The sequence below is a fragment of the Aliivibrio sp. S10_S31 genome (assembly GCF_014694495.1).
Lineage (GTDB): Bacteria > Pseudomonadota > Gammaproteobacteria > Enterobacterales > Vibrionaceae > Aliivibrio > Aliivibrio fischeri.
This window is the reverse complement of the sequence record NZ_JAAUWR010000003.1, coordinates 251,722-269,297: the sequence shown is the minus strand read 5'-3', so window position 1 is coordinate 269,297 and position 17,576 is coordinate 251,722. Positions and strand designations below refer to the sequence as shown.

The window sequence follows — 17,576 nt, the reverse complement described above, 5'->3', positions numbered from 1 at the left end:
ATGCCTAAAACAAAAAAGAAATCCAAAGCAGTCGTACTAAAAAGCTTTCAATGGCGTGGCATTAACAGTTCAGGAAAAAAGGTATCTGGAAAACAGCTCGCATTAAGTGATGTAGAAGTCAGAACAAAATTAACTGAGCAGAACATCCAAATTAAAAAAATTAAAAAGCGTAGTATTTCTAGCTTTGAAAAAATGAAGCACGCCGTTAAGCGCAAAGACATCACGCTTTTTACTCGACAACTTTCTACCATGCTTGCCTCTGGTGTTCCGGTTGTTCAATCACTGCAACTCATCGCAGAAAACAACACCAAAGCGGAAATGAAATCCATCTTGCATCAAGTGTGCTTATCCATCGAAGCTGGTACTCAATTATCTAAAGCGCTTTCTAGTAGCTGTTCCCATTTTGATTCTTTTTATATCGACCTTATAGCTACTGGTGAAGAGACTGGCAGCTTAGCTCAAGCTTTCGCTCGCTTGGCAGAATACAGAGAAAAAAGTGATGCTTTGCGTTCCAAAGTAATTAAAGCCATGATCTATCCAAGCATGGTTTTTTTAGTTGCGATAACCGTAACTATTTTAATGCTTACTTTTGTTATCCCAGAATTTGAGAATATTTTTAAAGGCTTTGGCGCTGAATTACCTTGGTTTACCCAACAAGTGATTAATATCTCTCATAACTTACAAAAGTATGGTCTACATATTCTTTTACTTATTATGCTCACTATCCTAATGCTCAGTGCATTAAAGAAGAAATCCTACTTTTTTAGAATGAAAGTGAGTCGCCATAGCTTGCAAGTACCCATCATTGGTACCGTACTGTCTAAAGCGGCCATTGCTAAATTTTCCCGCACCTTAGCAACCAGTTTTAGCTCTGGTTTACCGATTTTGCACAGCTTACAAACCACCAGTAAAACCGCCGGTAATCTTTACTATCAAGAAGCCATCTTATCTGTACAACAGCACACCGCTGCTGGTATGCCGCTTTATATTGCCATGCGACATACCGAAGCCTTTCCTGAAATGGTACTGCAAATGGTTATGATTGGAGAAGAATCAGGAAAGCTAGATGACATGCTAAATAAAATTGCTCATGTTTATGAGGAAGATGTTGATAATACCGTAGATAACTTAGGTAAAATTCTAGAGCCGTTTATTATCGTTTTTCTTGGTACCATGATTGGTGGTTTAGTGGTGTCTATGTATCTTCCAATCTTTAACCTTATGAGTGTTATTGGCTAAAACGTGTAATAAGTGCGTTAAGTTTATACTCTTAACTACTTCATTTTAATGAATTCTGATACCATCAGCTAAATACGTTAATTACTGATATTGGACGCTTTTACATGGCTGTTTTTGATTATTACCCTTGGCTTTTCCCTCTATTTGCCACCCTATTTGGTTTGCTTGTTGGTAGTTTTTTAAATGTCGTAATTTATCGTTTACCCATCATGATGGAAAAGGAATGGAAAAAAGACTGCATTGATTGCTTTCCAGATCTCGCCCCAGAAAAAACCAATGAAGAAAAAGAAGAAACCTTTAATTTAAGTGTTCCTCGTTCTCGCTGTCCAAAGTGTCAAACTCAAATTAAATTCTATGACAACATTCCTGTCATTAGTTGGCTTTTGTTAAAAGGAAAGTGTCGTCAATGCAGTAACCCTATCAGTTTTCGATATCCTGCAATTGAACTACTATCAGGCGCAATGTGTTTTGCCGTTTCGTACTTATTACCCTTCTCATATTTTGCTGTTGCTGCCGTTCTATTTACTCTAGTTTTGATCGCATTAACCTTTATTGATATTGATACCATGTTACTGCCAGATCAAATCACCCTACCTCTACTATGGAGTGGTCTATACTTAGCTCTAGTGGGCTGGAGTTCAGTAAGCTTAGTTGATTCTGTTGTTGGTGCAATGGCAGGCTATTTAATCTTATGGTCTATTTACTGGGGCTTTAAGTTGCTTACTGGCAAAGAAGGCATGGGTTATGGTGATTTCAAATTACTCGCAGCTCTTGGAGCATGGCTTGGTTGGCAGCAGCTACCATTGCTCATTCTATTGTCTTCTGTTGTCGGAGCAATCATTGGTGTCATCATGCTAACCGCTCAAAAGAAAGGGTTTGATAAAGCAATTCCTTTTGGTCCTTATTTAGCCATTGCTGGCTGGGTTTGCTTATTATGGGGACAAAACATTAGCCAATGGTATTTTAATCACATTCTAGGTTTGCCACTATGAGTTATGTCGTAGCAATTACTGGTGGGATTGGTAGTGGAAAGACCACCGTTGCCGATCGCTTTCAAGCGCTCTATAACATCAATATTGTTGATGCTGATATTATTGCTCGTGAAGTTGTTAATCCAGGTACCGAAGGATTGGCTCAAATAGAGCAACATTTTGGACCACAGATTTTATTGAACGATGGTCATTTAAATAGAGCGAAGTTGCGTGAGTGTATTTTTTCTGAACCTAGTGAAAAACAGTGGCTCAATGATTTATTACATCCATTGATCCGTTCAGAGATGCAACGTCAAATAGCTTTATCCACTTCAGAGTACACATTGCTTGTAGTGCCTCTTTTAGTTGAGAATAAGTTACAATATTTAGCAAATCGTGTGCTTGTTGTTGATGTTTTGGAGCAAACTCAAATTAATCGTACTGTAAATCGTGATAAAGTAAATCATCAACAAGTTAAAGCTATTCTTGCTTCACAAGCATCAAGAGAAGAACGTTTAGCGGCTGCGGATGATATAATTAATAACGATCAACAAAATAACGACTTAGATATGAAAATATCTCTGCTACATGAGAAATATCTGCTATTGTCTCTGGCATCTATAAATAAAGAGAATGAATAACGACTATGAATGGATTGGGTATGCAAAAATTTGAACACCCTTTAAATGAAAGGACTCGAATTTATTTACGAATAGAATCGCTATTTCGTAAATTAGGGCATTCCGCTGATTTAACACAACCATTTGAATACCAAGTTTTTTTCAGTTCTTTATTTAATATGCTTGATATCTTAGAACAGGTACAAGTAAAAGCAGAGCTAGGTAAAGATCTAGAAAAGCTTCGCTTACAATATCGAGCTTGGATGGACATTGAAGGCGTTGATCAATCAGCACTACTTTCTGTACTTGAACAGATCAGTCAGGTACATCAAAACCTAATGCAAACCACTCGCCCAGGTCACTCTTTAAAAGAGGATCGCTTCCTTTCTGCATTAAAACAACGTTTCTTTATTCCTGGTGGAGATTGCTGTTTTGACTTACCAGCTCTACATCATTGGCTACATTTACCATTAGAAGTGCGCTGCCGTAATACGCATAATTGGATGGCACAACTGCTTTCTCTTTCTGATGCCTTATCTTTATGGTTAAGACTTACTAGAGAAACAGCACGCTTTGAGCCTCAAATCGCTCGTAATGGATTCATGCAGAGTGAAATGGAAAATGCCAACTTGCTTCGTCTTGAAATACCAATTGATCAAGGTGTTTATCCAATGATCTCTGGGCATAAAAGTCGTTTTGCGTTACGCTTTATGTCTTTTGAAACAAATAAGAATTGCGAAAAAGATATCGAGTTCACGCTTGCTGTCTGCTGAGGAAACTATGACAAAACCAACTACAGAGCAACCAACTATCGTTAAATGTCCAACATGTCAGTCTGCTGTTGTTTGGAATGCTGAAAGCCCATTTCGTCCATTTTGCAGTAAAAAATGCCAAATGATTGATTTTGGTGAATGGGCCGATGAAGAAAAATCGATTCCGGGAGCTCCCGATATGTCAGACTCTGATGGTTGGTCTGAAGATCAATACTAATACCAATTCCAAATAAAAAAGCGATCATCATGATCGCTTTTTTTATGCCTATTATATGATAGTCACTGAATTACGAACTAAATTGCTCTACGACTTTATTTAATACAGGCACATTCGCTTCAGGAAACTCATACTCTTTAAGCGAGGAAATAGATACCCATAAACCTTCTTGGCCTTCTTTACCATAAGGTTGGTTTTCAAACTGAGTTACCGTAAAAAAATCAAAATAAAGCGATTTATCCGGATAGTCATGAGATAAAGATTCAAATATATCGAGCTCCGTTGAGTTAATGCCAACCTCTTCATTCAACTCTCTTATCAGAGCTTGTTTTGCACTTTCTCCTGCTTCAACTTTACCTCCAGGAAACTCCCAAAAGCCTCCTTTATGTGCCTTATCTGGACGTTTAGTAATAAAGACTTGGTTCTTTTCTGCATTTAAAATGATTGCAGCAACTATATGTAATCGTTTCATGTATAACCTTTTCTATATCCATATCACGCTTATAAAAAAGCCGCTAAATGATAGCGGCTTTTATTTTTCAATGAAGAACAATAAGTATCAACTAGATCTTACCGTGACATTGTTTGTATTTCTTACCTGAACCACATGGGCAAGGTTCATTACGACCCACTTTACGTTCTTCACGAACCATTGGAGAATGAGCCTCTTCTGCACCTTCGCCATCATCTAGCTGATTTTCAGCATTTTGATGTTGTAGCTGTTGACGTCGAGCGGCTTCTTCAGCTTGTAAACGACGTTGCTCTTCCATACGCTCTACATCTTCTTGCTGTTGAACTCGAACTTTACTTAAGATCGAAACAACATCAAATTTTAACGTATCAAGTAAACCTTCAAACAATTCAAACGACTCACGCTTGTACTCTTGTTTCGGGTTTTTCTGAGCATAACCACGTAAGTGAATACCTTGACGTAGGTGATCCATTGCAGCTAAGTGCTCTTTCCATAGACCATCAAGCGTTTGCAACATAACCGCTTTTTCAAAGTTACGTAGAACTGATTCGCCAACAGACTCTTCTTTTTCTTTGTAAACTTGAACAGCCGCTTCGATGATTTTTTCACGTAGATTATCTTCATGAAGTTTATCATCGTTATCTAGCCACTCTTGAAGCGGAAGATCCAAATCGAAATCAGCACGTAGACGAGTCGTTAGTCCTTCGACATCCCACATTTCTTCTAAAGATTGAGGTGGAATGTATTGACCAAATAGACCTTCAAGAACTTCTTGACGGTTATAACCGATCATTTCACTGATATCATCAACGTTCATTAACTCATCACGCAGTTCATAAACTACTTTACGCTGATCATTTGCTACATCATCGTATTCAAGCAGTTGCTTACGGATATCAAAGTTACGACCTTCAACTTTACGTTGTGCATTTTCAATCGCTTTAGTTACCCATGGGTGTTCGATTGCTTCACCTTCTTCCATACCTAACTTCTTCATCATGCCTGATACACGATCCGAAGCAAAGATACGCATTAGTGCATCTTCCATTGATAAGTAGAAACGAGAAGAACCAGCATCACCTTGACGACCAGCACGACCACGTAATTGGTTATCAATACGGCGAGATTCATGGCGCTCAGTACCGATAATATGCAAACCACCAGAAGCAAGAACAGCATCATGTGCTTCTTTCCATTTCGCTTTTACCGCTTGGATTTGCTCTTCTGTTGGATCTGATAGTTTAGCTACATCTGCCTGCCAACTACCACCTAACACGATATCTGTACCACGACCAGCCATGTTAGTTGCGATAGTTACAGCGCTTGCTGTACCTGCATTTGCAACGATATCGGCCTCTTGTTCGTGGAATTTCGCATTAAGTACATTATGTTTAATTTTTGCTTTTTTCAGTGCATTTGAAAGCAATTCTGATTTTTCAATCGAAACCGTACCAACAAGAACCGGTTGGCCACGCTCAGAACAGCCCTTAATGTCTTCAATGATAGCCGCAAATTTTTCTGCTTCTGTCATATAAACTAAATCACCCATGTCATTACGAGCCATTGGGCGGTTAGTTGGAATAACAACCGTATCTAAACCATAGATTGATTGGAATTCAAATGCTTCTGTATCCGCTGTACCTGTCATACCTGACAGTTTTTCATATAAACGGAAGAAGTTTTGGAATGTAATAGAAGCCAATGTTTGGTTTTCATTCTGAATCTTAACACCTTCTTTTGCTTCAACAGCTTGGTGTAAACCTTCAGACCAACGACGACCAGGCATTGTACGACCTGTATGCTCATCAACAATGATCACTTCATCATCTTTTACAATGTAATCGACGTCTTTTTCAAATAACACATGCGCACGTAAAGCAGCATTAATATGATGAAGCAGGCTAATATTTGCAGGAGAATACAACGTATCATCTTCTTCCATTAAGCCAGCATCTTTAAGCAGTTGCTCAACAAACTCTTGACCATTTTCGGTTAAGTGCGTTTGTTTGCCTTTTTCATCTAGTGTGTAGTGACCTTCACCACGGTATTCTTCACTGTCTTCTTCGTCTTGCTTAACAAGTTGAGGGATAAGAGTGTTGATACGGATATACAGTTCAGAACTATCTTCAGCAGGACCAGAAATAATTAGAGGAGTACGAGCTTCATCGATTAAGATTGAATCCACTTCATCGACTACCGCAAAATAACGCTCACGTTGAACACGATCTTCCGCACGAAAAGCCATATTGTCACGTAGGTAATCAAAACCAAATTCGTTGTTTGTGCCGTATAGAATGTCACATAAGTAAGCTTGTTTCTTCTCTTGAGGTGGCATGTTTGGAACGTTTACACCAACAGTCATGCCTAAGAATTCAAATAACTCACGGTTTGTTTCAGCATCACGCTTAGCTAAGTAGTCATTCACGGTAACAACGTGAACGCCTTTACCAGTTAATGCATTCAAATAACATGGCAATGTTGCTGTTAGTGTTTTACCTTCACCTGTACGCATCTCTGCGATTTGGCTATCGTTTAGTACCATACCGCCAATCATTTGAACATCAAAGTGACGCATACCATATAAACGCTTAGATGCTTCACGTACTGTAGCAAATGCTTCTGGAAGTAAATTGTCTAAATCTTCACCTTGCTCTAAACGTGCACGGAACTCGATTGTTTTCGCTTTTAATTCTTCATCTTGTAGTGATTCGAATTGTGGTTCAAGTTTATTAATTTGGTCTACGATTTTACGTAGCTTACGTAATGTACGATCATTACGGCTACCAATAACTTTAGTTAGAATTTTAGAAAACATGATTCCGTTGCTTCTCTTTATCTCTTGATCATTAATGATCTGGTTTAATCTGAAATGTGAATCAATCGCCTAGAGTTTACTCTAAGAAAAATACTTCTTTTATATACTTACCTTATGGGGATGAGGCTTTGATTTTTCAAGGCCACATTAGATAGTTGTGTTGCTTGTCATCATAAGTAATAATTAAGAAAGTATAAGCGATAACGTGAAGCAATCCTAAGGTAAATCTGTAGAGTTTGATTTCAATTCTGAAAAATTCAGATCTAATTGGCATTTATTACTTTTTCTTTAGTACTCACCACCAAATAACGCACGATTTATAAGAGTTTTTAGTGATGCGAGACCATAGACCACAACCGGCAAACGATTTTTTCAATAATACTCGTTTTAAAGATCTGCAAGAAAAAGCGATCATTTTGTCAAAGCTATCTCATGTACTTGAAGATGCATTGCCTACAGGCTGTGAAAATCATTGCCGTGTGGCAAATTATCGCCAAGGATCATTGGTGATCGAGGTATCAAGTAGTGTTTGGGCAACAAGAATTAATTACGAAAGACTAACTTTGTTGTCTGTTTTTCGTAAGCACGGCTTACCTGGTCTTTCTAACTTAGAAGTAAAGATCAACCCTGATCTTGCTCGATCCTTTGTCGGTGAAAAACCTGCCGTTTATAAATCAGAGAAACAGGCAAAACGTGAGCTATCGGCAGCGGCCGCTAGTGCATTAGAAATGGTAGCTGAAACAGCATCTCCTAAATTAAAAAAGCGTTTAGAAAGTCTCGCTGCATTAGCAAATAAAAAATAAAAATATATCAGATACAAAAAAGCCAAGCATTCGCTTGGCTTTTTTAATTTGATGATGTGTTACTTACGCAAGTACCATTCCTGGTTGCATAAATGCAACTGGAGACTCTTGCTCATCCTCAATGGTCGTCCACTCCCATGCTTCTTGATCTGCAAGAACTGCACGAAGTAGCTGATTATTCAAAGCGTGACCTGATTTGTATGCACGAAGTTCACCTAGAATACTATGACCTGACATATATAGGTCACCCACAGCATCTAGAACTTTATGCGTTACAAATTCATTATCAAAGCGTAGACCGTCTTCATTTAGGATTCGGTAATCATCAAGTACGATTGCACAATCAAAGCTACCACCTAAACATAGATTTTGCGATTGTAAGTACTCGATATCACGCATAAACCCAAAAGTACGAGCTCGTGAAATATCTTTGATAAACGATTGGCTTGAAAAATCAAACACTAGCTTTTGGTCATCTGATTCAATCGCAGGGTGATTAAAGTCAATAGTGAAATCTAAACGGAAACCGTTGTAAGGACGAATTTCAGCCCACTTATCACCATCTTCTATGCGAACAGGTTTCTTAATACGAATGAATTTCTTCGCTGTATTAAGTTCTTCAATACCTGCAGATTGTAAAAGATATACAAAAGGACTTGCACTGCCATCCATAATTGGAATTTCAGGAGCATCAACTTCGATAACAACGTTATCAATGCCCATGCCAGCTAAAGCAGCATTCAAGTGCTCAACCGTTGAGATACGTACGCCTTCATCATTAACTAACGCTGTACATAGCATCGTGTCACGAACTGACTCTGGATCCGCAGGGAAATCAACTGGCGGATTAAGGTCTGTACGACGATAAATCACACCTGTGTTCGCAGCTGCTGGACGAAGAGTAAGCGTAACTTTACGGCCTGAGTGTAAACCCACGCCTGTCATTTGTACGATACTTTTCAGTGTACGTTGTCTGATCATATGCTCATCTCAACTATAAATATGCTTAATTTCAAACCAATTCTAAGAACTGGTCTAATATTCTAGCACACAATTTTTCATTAAACCAAATCGTTTGATGATTAATTAGTCAGCTTGGCGTCGTAAAAACGCTGGGATATCTAAGTAATCTTCTTTCTGATCTGGCTTAGCTTGTGCCGCACCCGCATTCTGAACACCAGCCGCTGGTGATGTAGATGGCGCAGATGGTTGTGCTGCTGGTTTAGTTACTTGCACGTTTTGTGCCGCTTTTTCAACCACAGGTTCAACTGGTGCTTCAACTTTTGGTTTTACTTGTGCTTGAGCCGCAGGTTGAGCTGCTGGAGCCGATTGAGCAGGAGCCGCTGCTTTATTCGTCACTAACGTGATTTCAGGCTTTTTTTCAGTACCGATACCTGTAGCAACAACCGTTACGCGAATTTCGTCACTCATATCAGGATCAAGAGAAGTACCAATAACAACCGTTGCGTTATCTGATGCAAATGCTTTTACTGTATTACCTACAGTTTCAAATTCATCAAGACGCATATCTAAACCTGCAGTGATGTTTACAAGAACACCACGAGCGCCAGCAAGATCGATATCTTCAAGTAACGGACTTGAAATCGCTTCTTCTGCTGCTTGTTCTGCACGATCTTCGCCTACTGCGATACCGCTACCCATCATTGCATGTCCCATTTCAGACATAACGGTACGAACATCGGCGAAATCGACGTTGATCATACCAGGACGAGTAATAAGCTCTGCGATACCTTGAACAGCATTACGAAGAACATCATTCGCTTTTGCAAATGCTTCTAATAACGTAATACCACGGCCAAGAACTTTTAATAATTTTTCGTTTGGAATCGTAATTAATGAGTCAACATGTTTTGATAACTCTTCGATACCTTGCTCAGCAAAAGCAAGACGCTTACGACCTTCAAAGCTAAATGGTTTGGTAACCACAGCAACTGTTAGAATATTTAATTCTTTAGCAACTTCAGCAATAATAGGAGCTGCACCAGTACCTGTACCACCACCCATACCAGCTGCGATAAATACCATATCAGCGCCCGCTAACACTTCTTTCAGTGCTTCACGGTCTTCTAGAGCTGCATCACGACCTACTTGCGGGTTTGCACCAGCACCTAATCCTTTAGTGATGTCGCCACCAATTTGAATAACGGTATTTACACTCGTTTTACGAAGCGCTTGTGCATCAGTATTTACACTGATGAACTCAACACCTTCAATTGATTCTCGTACCATGTGCTCGATAGCATTACCGCCACCGCCACCTACACCAACAACTTTAATTACTGCGTCGTCGGACATTTCCATCATCGGCTCAAACATTTGTTCTCTCCGTTTCTTCCTGTTCGCTCAGGTTAAAACTCTTTTAGTATCCAATTTTTAAATTTCTTTATTACGGTAGTAAAAGATTGGCTCTTACTTGGCACATAATCTTCATCGTCATGTAACTGACTTTCTTTACCGTAATGTAAAAGCCCTACAGCTGTCGCTTGATAAGGTTCTTTTACGTAATCTGTTAGGCCTGTCACCTCTAAAGGTTGACCAATTCTAACTTGAGTTTGGAACACACGCTCAGCGCAGTCAACCAAACCTTCAATCTGTGACCCACCACCAGTCAATACAATACCAGCAGCAAGATGATGTTTTGTACCTTCAGCGCGTAATTGGTCTTGAATTGAGACAATTCGCTGATTTACAAGACCAAGCAGTTCAGAATACCTTGGTTCGATAACTTCTGCTAGCATTCTTCGCTGTAAACTTCGAGATGGACGTCCGCCAACACTTGGAACATTGACCGTTTCATCTCGATTAATATGTTCACTTATCGCACAACCATATTTTACTTTTAATTTTTCAGCATCGTTGAATGGTGTACCAAAAGCATAAGCTATATCACTTGTTACTGCATTTCCGGCATAAGGTAATACTTCAGCATGGCGTAATGAACCGTCAGTCCAAATTGCGATATCCATTGTGCCAGCACCGATATCAACAACACAAACACCTAAATCACGCTCATCTTCTGTAATAACTGCATTACTTGAAGCTAAGCCAGAAAAAATAATATGTTCAACTTTTAAACCACAACGTTCTACCGCTTTCACTATATTACGTGCCATATCATTATGGCAGGTAATAAGATGAACGCTAACTTCCATTCTCATTCCTGATAACCCAATAGGGTTTCTGATCCCTTTTTGAACATCAATAGAGAATTCTTGTGGAATTACATGCAATGTACGCTGTTCATCACCTATCTTAACAGATTTTGCAGTATGAATAACGCTATCCATGTCATCTTGAGTCACTTCTTCTTCAGAAATTGACCCCATACCTTTCTCGATTTGGCTAGCAATATGTTTGCCAGAAAGAGAGATAAACACTGATGTAATGGTACATTCAGCCATCAATTCAGCTTGATCAATCGCTCTTTGAACCGATTTTACAACCGATTCTAGGTCGTTTACACCACCTTTATCCATACCACGAGATGGACATGAACCAGAGCCGATAACACTCACTTGGCCATCAGGTAAAACTTCGCCAACTAACGCTGAAACTTTGTTTGTACCAATGTCTAAACCAACAATAATACTGCCTTCTGGCGTTTTACTCATGTCAATTCTCTTCTTTATTTTCTACATCATCGGATTTCCATCCAACGGCAGCACCAGTGTCATAACGAAGATCTATATAATCTATCGAATCTTTTTTACTTTCTAATTGTTTATATAAAGCAATAAAACGTTCAACTCGTTCTTCTCTTGAATCACGCCCTAATTCTAAACGGATACCGTTATCAAGAACGACCTGCCAAGATAATCGTTCAGTCAATGCCACGCTATGAACGGTTACATGTATTGGTTCAAATTGCTTTTGTAATTGGTGCCAAAAATCAAGTACATCTTTACTACTGGTTTCAGGGCCAAATAACGCAGGTTTAGGTTCGCGTAAATCACTCATAGGAGCATTAAAAACAACACCTTCTGGATTAACGATAACTCGATTATTCCATGTTGCCTCAGGCTGATGCTCAACAACAAAAACCTTAATAGTTTCAGGCCACTGTTTACGTACTGATACTTGGGCTATCCAAGGCAAAGATAATAAAGCATCTTGCAGTTTATTCACATCTTGCGTCATAAAAGTGCCGATGGAATCCATAGAATCTATTGCTTCACGAATGTCATCAGCCGTAATGTGCTTCAACTGCCCTTGAATAATCATATGTGATAATGGCAATCGGTCTTCATCTGTCATCCAACTTATCGTCGAAATAACCAACCAAAGCGAAGTAATCACGACTAAAGAAAGAAAAATAGCACCTGGTAGATGTTTTCTTACTTTTTCTTTATCAAATGAAGTATTCATTTTGACAGCTTTAATCATATTAACGTCACAACAATGCCAAAAATAATGTCATATCAATCAATTTAACCAATAAAAATAGAGATATAACATTTCAATTAATTTATATAATAATTATAGGGTGCAAAAACCCTCTATCCAAACTCTGATAGCATATTATTAATACAATGAGGATTCTATCCCATTATTCGTTTTTTTATTAGAAGTTCTAACTAATTAAACAATAATTATCCTAACTTTTTCATTGTTTCAATATTTAATTTCATTGAAGCCAATTGCTTAGCTAATTTACCAACATCTCCAGCGCCTTGCGTCAGGATTAAGTCACCTTCTTGAATTATATTCGCTAAAACAGGTGGTAATGCCTCTATTGTTGGTACAAATACCGGATCTATTTTTCCACGACCACGGATAGTACGACATAACGCTCGCCCATCAGCACCTGCAATTGGCGTTTCACCCGCAGAGTAAACATCAAGCATGATTAATACATCAACATTATCCAATACATTGGCGAAGTCGTCATATAAATCGCGAGTTCGACTATAACGGTGTGGTTGGAAAATCATAACCAGGCGCTTTTCAGCCCAGCCTGCACGTGCTGCTTTAATGGTTACGTCAACTTCTGTTGGGTGATGACCGTAATCATCTACTAACATTGCTGAGCCATTGCCAGTTTCAAATTCGCCAAGTTGATCGAAACGACGACCCGCACCTTCAAAGTTTAATAGCGCAGTAAGAATAGCTTCATCTTCAACATCTTCTTCTGTTGCTACTGCAATTGCAGCGGTAGCATTCAACGCATTATGTTTGCCAGGGATATTCAAAACAATATCTAAATCAGTACGATCTTTTCTTTGAACCGTAAAGAAACTTTGCTGGCCAACTTGACGATAGTTAATTAAACGTACATCTGCATCATCAGAGAAACCATAAGTAATCACCTGACGGCTCACTTGTGGTAGTAATTCTCGAACAACCGGGTCATCAACACACATTACCGCTTGACCATAAAATGGAAGGTTATGTAAAAAATCGATAAACGTTTGTTTTAACGTTTCAAAATCACCACCATACGTGTCCATATGATCTGCTTCGATATTCGTAACAATACTGACCATAGGTTGTAGGTGTAAGAACGAAGCATCACTCTCATCCGCTTCAGCAATTAAGAATCGACTTGAACCTAAACGTGCATTTGTACCTGCGTTTTTAACTAATCCACCATTTACAAATGTTGGATCTAACCCTGCTTCTGAATAAATTTGAGTTGTTAACGCTGTTGTTGTGGTTTTACCGTGAGTGCCAGCAACAGCAATACCATGACGGTAACGCATTAACTCAGCTAACATTTCTGCACGACGAATCACTGGAATACGATTTTCTTTCGCCGCTACAATTTCAGGGTTACTTGGATCAATGGCAGTCGATACAACTACAACACTCGCTTTTTCAACATTACTTGCTTGATGCCCAAAGAAAATCTCAGCACCTTTTTGCGCTAAACGAACAGTGACTGTGTTCTCAGCCATATCGGAACCACTGATGTGATAACCTTCATTTAAAAGTACTTCCGCAATACCACTCATTCCTGCGCCACCAATACCAACGAAGTGAATGCACTCAACACGACGCATTTCAGGGATCATGGTTCTTATTTCAGCTAATTGCAGTTTCTGTTCTTTTGTCATTCTTAATCTCAATTCTTATTTAGCGAGGCTTTTTATTGCATTAGCAACACGCACATCAGCATCGATAATTGCTGCGTCTCGAGCATTACATGCCATGTCGAGTAATTGTTTTCGCTCTAAACCGTTCAGTGTATCAACCAATCCCTGAACTGTTAAATCTTGTTGTTCAATCATTTGCGCTGCGCCACATTGTACTAGGTGATCAGCATTCAATGCTTGTTGGCGATCTTTATGCATAAATGGAATAAATATAGAACCAACACCAGCTGCAGATACTTCCGAAACCGTTAATGCACCAGAACGACAAACCAATAAGTCAGCCCACGCATAAGCTTCTGCTACATTATCGATAAACTCTGTCACTTTAGCATCAGCAATACCGTTATCACGATACGCTTGTTCTACTGTTTCTTGTGAGCCTTTACCTACTTGATGCCAAATTTCAATCTCATGGCTTAATTGAGGTAATGCTTCTGGTAATGTTGTATTTAAAATACGAGCACCTTGACTGCCTCCCATCACCAACAAACGGATAGGGCCAGTTCTCTGTGCAAATCTTTCTTTTGGATGAGGTAATTGACACACATCCTCACGAACAGGGTTCCCTACAACTTCAGCATTAGGAAAAGCACCAGGAAATGCTTGGAACACACGTTTTGCAATTTTAGATAACCATTGATTAGTTAAACCAGCAACCGCATTTTGTTCATGCAATACAACAGGAATACCTGATAACCAAGCAGCGATACCACCAGGACCACTTACATAGCCCCCCATTCCTAGTACCACATCTGGTTGCCATGCTTTAATGTGTTTTTTCGCTTGAGAGATTGCCCCTAAGATTTGAAATGGTGCTGCAATTAACTTTTTAAGTCCTTGCCCACGAAGGCCTTTAACTTTAATAAAATCAATTTCAATACCATGTTTAGGAACTAAATCCGCCTCCATTCGGTCAGCGGTTCCCAACCAACGGATCTCCCATCCTTCACTTTGTAATTGCTTTGCAACAGCAAGACCTGGGAAAACATGACCACCAGTACCACCAGCCATCACTAATAAACGTTTATTTTTGTTCTTCATTTTCACTCCGAGGAGGCTCATTTTCTAAATAGAGACGACATTCATGATCAATGCGGATGAGTAACGATACGGCAACTGACATGATAATCAAACTGGAACCACCATAACTGATAAGTGGTAGTGTTAAGCCTTTTGTCGGAACAATACCAGCAGCAGCACCAACATTAACTAAGGTTTGAAATGCAAACCAAATCCCAATACCAAATGCTAAAAACCCACCAAAACGTTGATCATGTTGAAGACATTTTCGCCCAATAAGTAATGCTTTTAATACTAAAGCGAAAATTAAAACCAAGATCAGAGTGACGCCAACAAAACCTAACTCTTCAGCAACCACAGCAAATACAAAGTCAGTATGTGCCTCAGGTAGGTACTCTAACTTTTGAATCGAATTACCTAAACCTTCACCAAACCAACTACCACGACCAAATGCCATAAGAGATTGAGTTAGTTGGTAACCACTACCAAATGGGTCTTGCCATGGGTCTAAGAAAGAGGTTACACGACGCATACGATAAGGTTCTGCAATGATCAGAACAATCACTAATGAAATGCCACTCATCACTAAAGCAATAAATTGCCAAAGCTTTGCACCCGCGATAAATAGCATACCGATAGTAGTGACAAACATTACAATCGTGGTACCTAAGTCGGGTTGCAATAATAAGAAAAATGCTAGAGTGATAAGTACGATTAATGGTTTAACAAAACCTTTAAAACTTTCTCTCACTTCACCATGACGGCGAACTAAGTATCCCGAAATAAAAATAAATAGAGAAAGTTTTGCAACTTCGGCTGGCTGCAAGTTGAAGATACCAAGAGGTAACCAACGAGCAGCACCATTTACCGATTTACCAACCAGCAATACTGCAATTAATAATAGGATGGATACAAATAAGAATTTTCCACTGTATTTTAGCCAGGTATCTAATTGGATTCGCAATACAACAGATGAGGCACCAAGAGCCAAACACACAAATAGCATGTGACGAAGCATAAAGTGAAAAGGCTGATCAGTTAAGCGTGTACTAATAGGAAACGACGCAGAACCTACCATGATCAATCCAGTAAGCATTAAACCTAAAGAAATCCATATCAGCTGACGATCGAACATGACTTTAGGTGACGGTGTTAAACACCAATCTTGAATGGAAAAGATCCCTTGTTTAATTCGCTCAAATGCCAAAATTAACTCTCAATTGAATACTGTTTTGCTAACTGGGTGAATGCATCCCCTCTAGCCATAAAATTTGCGTATTGGTCGAAGCTTGCACATGCTGGAGATAGCATCACCATATCGCCTTTATTTAAAGTTGGGTATAGAGTAGCAACGGCTTCATCCATGGTTTCACATAAGAGTGAACGAGGATCAAGTGATACAAATTGATCACCATCTTCACCAAAGCAGTACATCATTAAATTTAAATCATGCAGCGCTGGTGATAATTCTGAAAAATCAGCACCTTTACCTACACCACCAACAAGTAGGTGTAATTTACCTTCAAGCTGTAAACCAGATAAGGCTGCCAATGTACTTGCTACATTTGTCGCTTTTGAATCATTGACCCAGCGAATACCATTATTATCTGCGACAACTTGGCATCTATGTGTCAATCCATTGTAAGTTCTTAATGTATCTAATGTTGCATCTAAATTGATACCAACGGCATCAAGTAATGCAATTGCAACTAGGCTGTTTGCAATATTGTGCTTTCCGACTAATCCTAATTCATTTGCAGCAAGCAATGACATTGCATCTTTAGCTAAATACTCAATGCCATCTTTTTCAATACAGCCATAATCACCTTGATCAAACCCAAAGCTTTTTAATGTTTTCTCAACATCAGGGTAAGTTTGTTTATCGTCACGATTAACAATGCATACTTCTGCATGATCAAAGATACGTAGCTTAGCTTGACGATAATCCGCCATGCCTTGATAACGATCCATATGATCTTCAGACAAATTAAGAAAAGCAGCGGCTTTCAGCTTTAATGTGGATGTTGTTTCAAGTTGGAAACTCGAAAGCTCAAGAACATAAAGTTCTGCATCTTGCTCTAATAAATCAAGAGCTGCAAAACCAATATTTCCACCAACGGCTGTTTTTACTCCAGCCGCTTTTGCCATTTCCCCAGTTAGATCGGTCACCGTACTTTTGCCATTCGAGCCAGTGATCGCAATAACAGGCGCATTCACCGCCCAAGCAAATAACTCGATGTCACCAACAATTTGAATTCCTTTATCAATCGCAGGCTTAAGTTGAGGTGACGCTAAGGCGATTCCAGGATTCGTTACAATCAAATCGGCATTAATCAACCAATCTTGCTGCCATCCTCCAGAATGCAGTTCTACATTTTCAGGCAATTGGTCATGGCCTGGCGGTGTATCACGAGTATCAATCACTTTAATTGTTAACGCTTCTGGTTGTCTTAGTAAATGCTTAACAACAGATAAACCTGTCATACCTAAGCCAACTACTACAACATTTTTTACACCACCAAAACCACTCATA

General features: G+C 39.2%; 16 protein-coding genes. 6 read left to right on the top strand and 10 right to left on the bottom strand.

Annotated features, from left to right (window positions below):
* The 5 genes from HC728_RS04190 to yacG all read left to right on the top strand — a co-directional run bounded on the left by HC728_RS04190 (nt 1) and on the right by yacG (nt 3,820).
* Nucleotides 1–1,239, top strand: a complete 1,239-nt coding sequence (locus HC728_RS04190; protein WP_065621846.1) for a type II secretion system F family protein — start codon at nt 1–3, stop codon at nt 1,237–1,239.
* Between the two features lie 104 nt (nt 1,240–1,343).
* The gene (locus tag HC728_RS04185; RefSeq protein ID WP_190395138.1) at nt 1,344–2,231 is read left to right on the top strand and encodes an A24 family peptidase; all 888 of its coding nucleotides are present in this window, start codon (nt 1,344–1,346) and stop codon (nt 2,229–2,231) included.
* A complete protein-coding gene (gene coaE, locus HC728_RS04180) occupies nt 2,228–2,851 on the top strand; it encodes a dephospho-CoA kinase (protein WP_065597646.1) in 624 nt (207 codons plus the stop codon). Before HC728_RS04185 ends, coaE begins: the two co-directional genes overlap by 4 nt.
* Before the next feature lie 5 nt (nt 2,852–2,856).
* Complete coding sequence (gene zapD / locus HC728_RS04175; protein WP_005420900.1) at nt 2,857–3,603, top strand: cell division protein ZapD; 747 nt, start codon at nt 2,857–2,859, stop codon at nt 3,601–3,603.
* Between the two features lie 7 nt (nt 3,604–3,610).
* A complete protein-coding gene (gene yacG / locus HC728_RS04170) occupies nt 3,611–3,820 on the top strand; it encodes a DNA gyrase inhibitor YacG (protein WP_012534335.1) in 210 nt (69 codons plus the stop codon).
* Nucleotides 3,821–3,890: 70 nt separating this feature from the next.
* Here yacG and mutT read toward each other — a convergent pair whose 3' ends face one another.
* Together mutT and secA are read right to left on the bottom strand one after the other, a co-directional pair.
* A complete protein-coding gene (gene mutT / locus HC728_RS04165; protein ID WP_012533258.1) occupies nt 3,891–4,292 on the bottom strand; it encodes an 8-oxo-dGTP diphosphatase MutT in 402 nt (133 codons plus the stop codon).
* A 91-nt stretch (nt 4,293–4,383) separates the two neighbouring features.
* Nucleotides 4,384–7,107 (bottom strand): preprotein translocase subunit SecA, encoded by a 2,724-nt coding sequence (gene secA / locus HC728_RS04160; RefSeq protein WP_012533557.1) that lies wholly within the window; start codon nt 7,105–7,107, stop codon nt 4,384–4,386.
* Nucleotides 7,108–7,442: 335 nt separating this feature from the next.
* Between secA and HC728_RS04155 the strand changes: the two genes are divergently transcribed.
* The gene (locus HC728_RS04155) at nt 7,443–7,910 is read left to right on the top strand and encodes a DUF721 domain-containing protein (protein WP_012533143.1); all 468 of its coding nucleotides are present in this window, start codon (nt 7,443–7,445) and stop codon (nt 7,908–7,910) included.
* Nucleotides 7,911–7,973: 63 nt separating this feature from the next.
* Here the strand turns inward: HC728_RS04155 and lpxC are convergent, their stop codons facing one another.
* From lpxC to murD, 8 genes are all read right to left on the bottom strand, one after another.
* Entirely contained in the window at nt 7,974–8,891 is a 918-nt protein-coding gene (gene lpxC / locus HC728_RS04150; RefSeq protein WP_011262630.1) for a UDP-3-O-acyl-N-acetylglucosamine deacetylase, read from the bottom strand.
* 105 nt (nt 8,892–8,996) lie between these two features.
* Nucleotides 8,997–10,247, bottom strand: coding sequence for a cell division protein FtsZ (gene ftsZ / locus HC728_RS04145; RefSeq protein WP_012532918.1), 1,251 nt, complete (start codon nt 10,245–10,247; stop codon nt 8,997–8,999).
* Between the two features lie 32 nt (nt 10,248–10,279).
* Complete coding sequence (gene ftsA, locus HC728_RS04140) at nt 10,280–11,542, bottom strand: cell division protein FtsA (protein ID WP_005420913.1); 1,263 nt, start codon at nt 11,540–11,542, stop codon at nt 10,280–10,282.
* Nucleotide 11,543: 1 nt separating this feature from the next.
* Entirely contained in the window at nt 11,544–12,314 is a 771-nt protein-coding gene (locus HC728_RS04135) for a cell division protein FtsQ/DivIB (protein ID WP_005420915.1), read from the bottom strand.
* A 206-nt stretch (nt 12,315–12,520) separates the two neighbouring features.
* The gene (gene murC, locus HC728_RS04130; protein WP_017019495.1) at nt 12,521–13,984 is read right to left on the bottom strand and encodes a UDP-N-acetylmuramate--L-alanine ligase; all 1,464 of its coding nucleotides are present in this window, start codon (nt 13,982–13,984) and stop codon (nt 12,521–12,523) included.
* Nucleotides 13,985–13,999: 15 nt separating this feature from the next.
* The gene (gene murG / locus HC728_RS04125) at nt 14,000–15,064 is read right to left on the bottom strand and encodes an undecaprenyldiphospho-muramoylpentapeptide beta-N-acetylglucosaminyltransferase (RefSeq protein ID WP_069582030.1); all 1,065 of its coding nucleotides are present in this window, start codon (nt 15,062–15,064) and stop codon (nt 14,000–14,002) included.
* On the bottom strand, nt 15,048–16,250 hold the full coding sequence (ftsW, locus tag HC728_RS04120; RefSeq protein ID WP_005420920.1) for a cell division protein FtsW: 1,203 nt from the start codon (nt 16,248–16,250) through the stop codon (nt 15,048–15,050). Before ftsW ends, murG begins: the two co-directional genes overlap by 17 nt.
* Nucleotides 16,251–16,252: 2 nt before the next feature.
* Nucleotides 16,253–17,575: a UDP-N-acetylmuramoyl-L-alanine--D-glutamate ligase gene (gene murD / locus HC728_RS04115; RefSeq protein WP_012533363.1), complete on the bottom strand. Its 1,323-nt coding sequence runs from the start codon at nt 17,573–17,575 to the stop codon at nt 16,253–16,255.
* Nucleotide 17,576 lies beyond the last annotated feature (1 nt).

Bases quoted from the DNA above. Each gene is read 5' to 3' on its own strand.
- HC728_RS04190 (WP_065621846.1), top strand. From the start codon at position 1: ATGCCTAAAACAAAAAAGAAATCCAAAGCAGTCGTACTAAAAAGCTTT.
- HC728_RS04185 (WP_190395138.1), top strand. From the start codon at position 1,344: ATGGCTGTTTTTGATTATTACCCTTGGCTTTTCCCTCTATTTGCCACC.
- coaE (WP_065597646.1), top strand. From the start codon at position 2,228: ATGAGTTATGTCGTAGCAATTACTGGTGGGATTGGTAGTGGAAAGACC.
- zapD (WP_005420900.1), top strand. From the start codon at position 2,857: ATGAATGGATTGGGTATGCAAAAATTTGAACACCCTTTAAATGAAAGG.
- yacG (WP_012534335.1), top strand. From the start codon at position 3,611: ATGACAAAACCAACTACAGAGCAACCAACTATCGTTAAATGTCCAACA.
- mutT (WP_012533258.1), bottom strand. From the start codon at position 4,292: ATGAAACGATTACATATAGTTGCTGCAATCATTTTAAATGCAGAAAAG.
- secA (WP_012533557.1), bottom strand. From the start codon at position 7,107: ATGTTTTCTAAAATTCTAACTAAAGTTATTGGTAGCCGTAATGATCGT.
- HC728_RS04155 (WP_012533143.1), top strand. From the start codon at position 7,443: ATGCGAGACCATAGACCACAACCGGCAAACGATTTTTTCAATAATACT.
- lpxC (WP_011262630.1), bottom strand. From the start codon at position 8,891: ATGATCAGACAACGTACACTGAAAAGTATCGTACAAATGACAGGCGTG.
- ftsZ (WP_012532918.1), bottom strand. From the start codon at position 10,247: ATGTTTGAGCCGATGATGGAAATGTCCGACGACGCAGTAATTAAAGTT.
- ftsA (WP_005420913.1), bottom strand. From the start codon at position 11,542: ATGAGTAAAACGCCAGAAGGCAGTATTATTGTTGGTTTAGACATTGGT.
- HC728_RS04135 (WP_005420915.1), bottom strand. From the start codon at position 12,314: ATGATTAAAGCTGTCAAAATGAATACTTCATTTGATAAAGAAAAAGTA.
- murC (WP_017019495.1), bottom strand. From the start codon at position 13,984: ATGACAAAAGAACAGAAACTGCAATTAGCTGAAATAAGAACCATGATC.
- murG (WP_069582030.1), bottom strand. From the start codon at position 15,064: ATGAAGAACAAAAATAAACGTTTATTAGTGATGGCTGGTGGTACTGGT.
- murD (WP_012533363.1), bottom strand. From the start codon at position 17,575: ATGAGTGGTTTTGGTGGTGTAAAAAATGTTGTAGTAGTTGGCTTAGGT.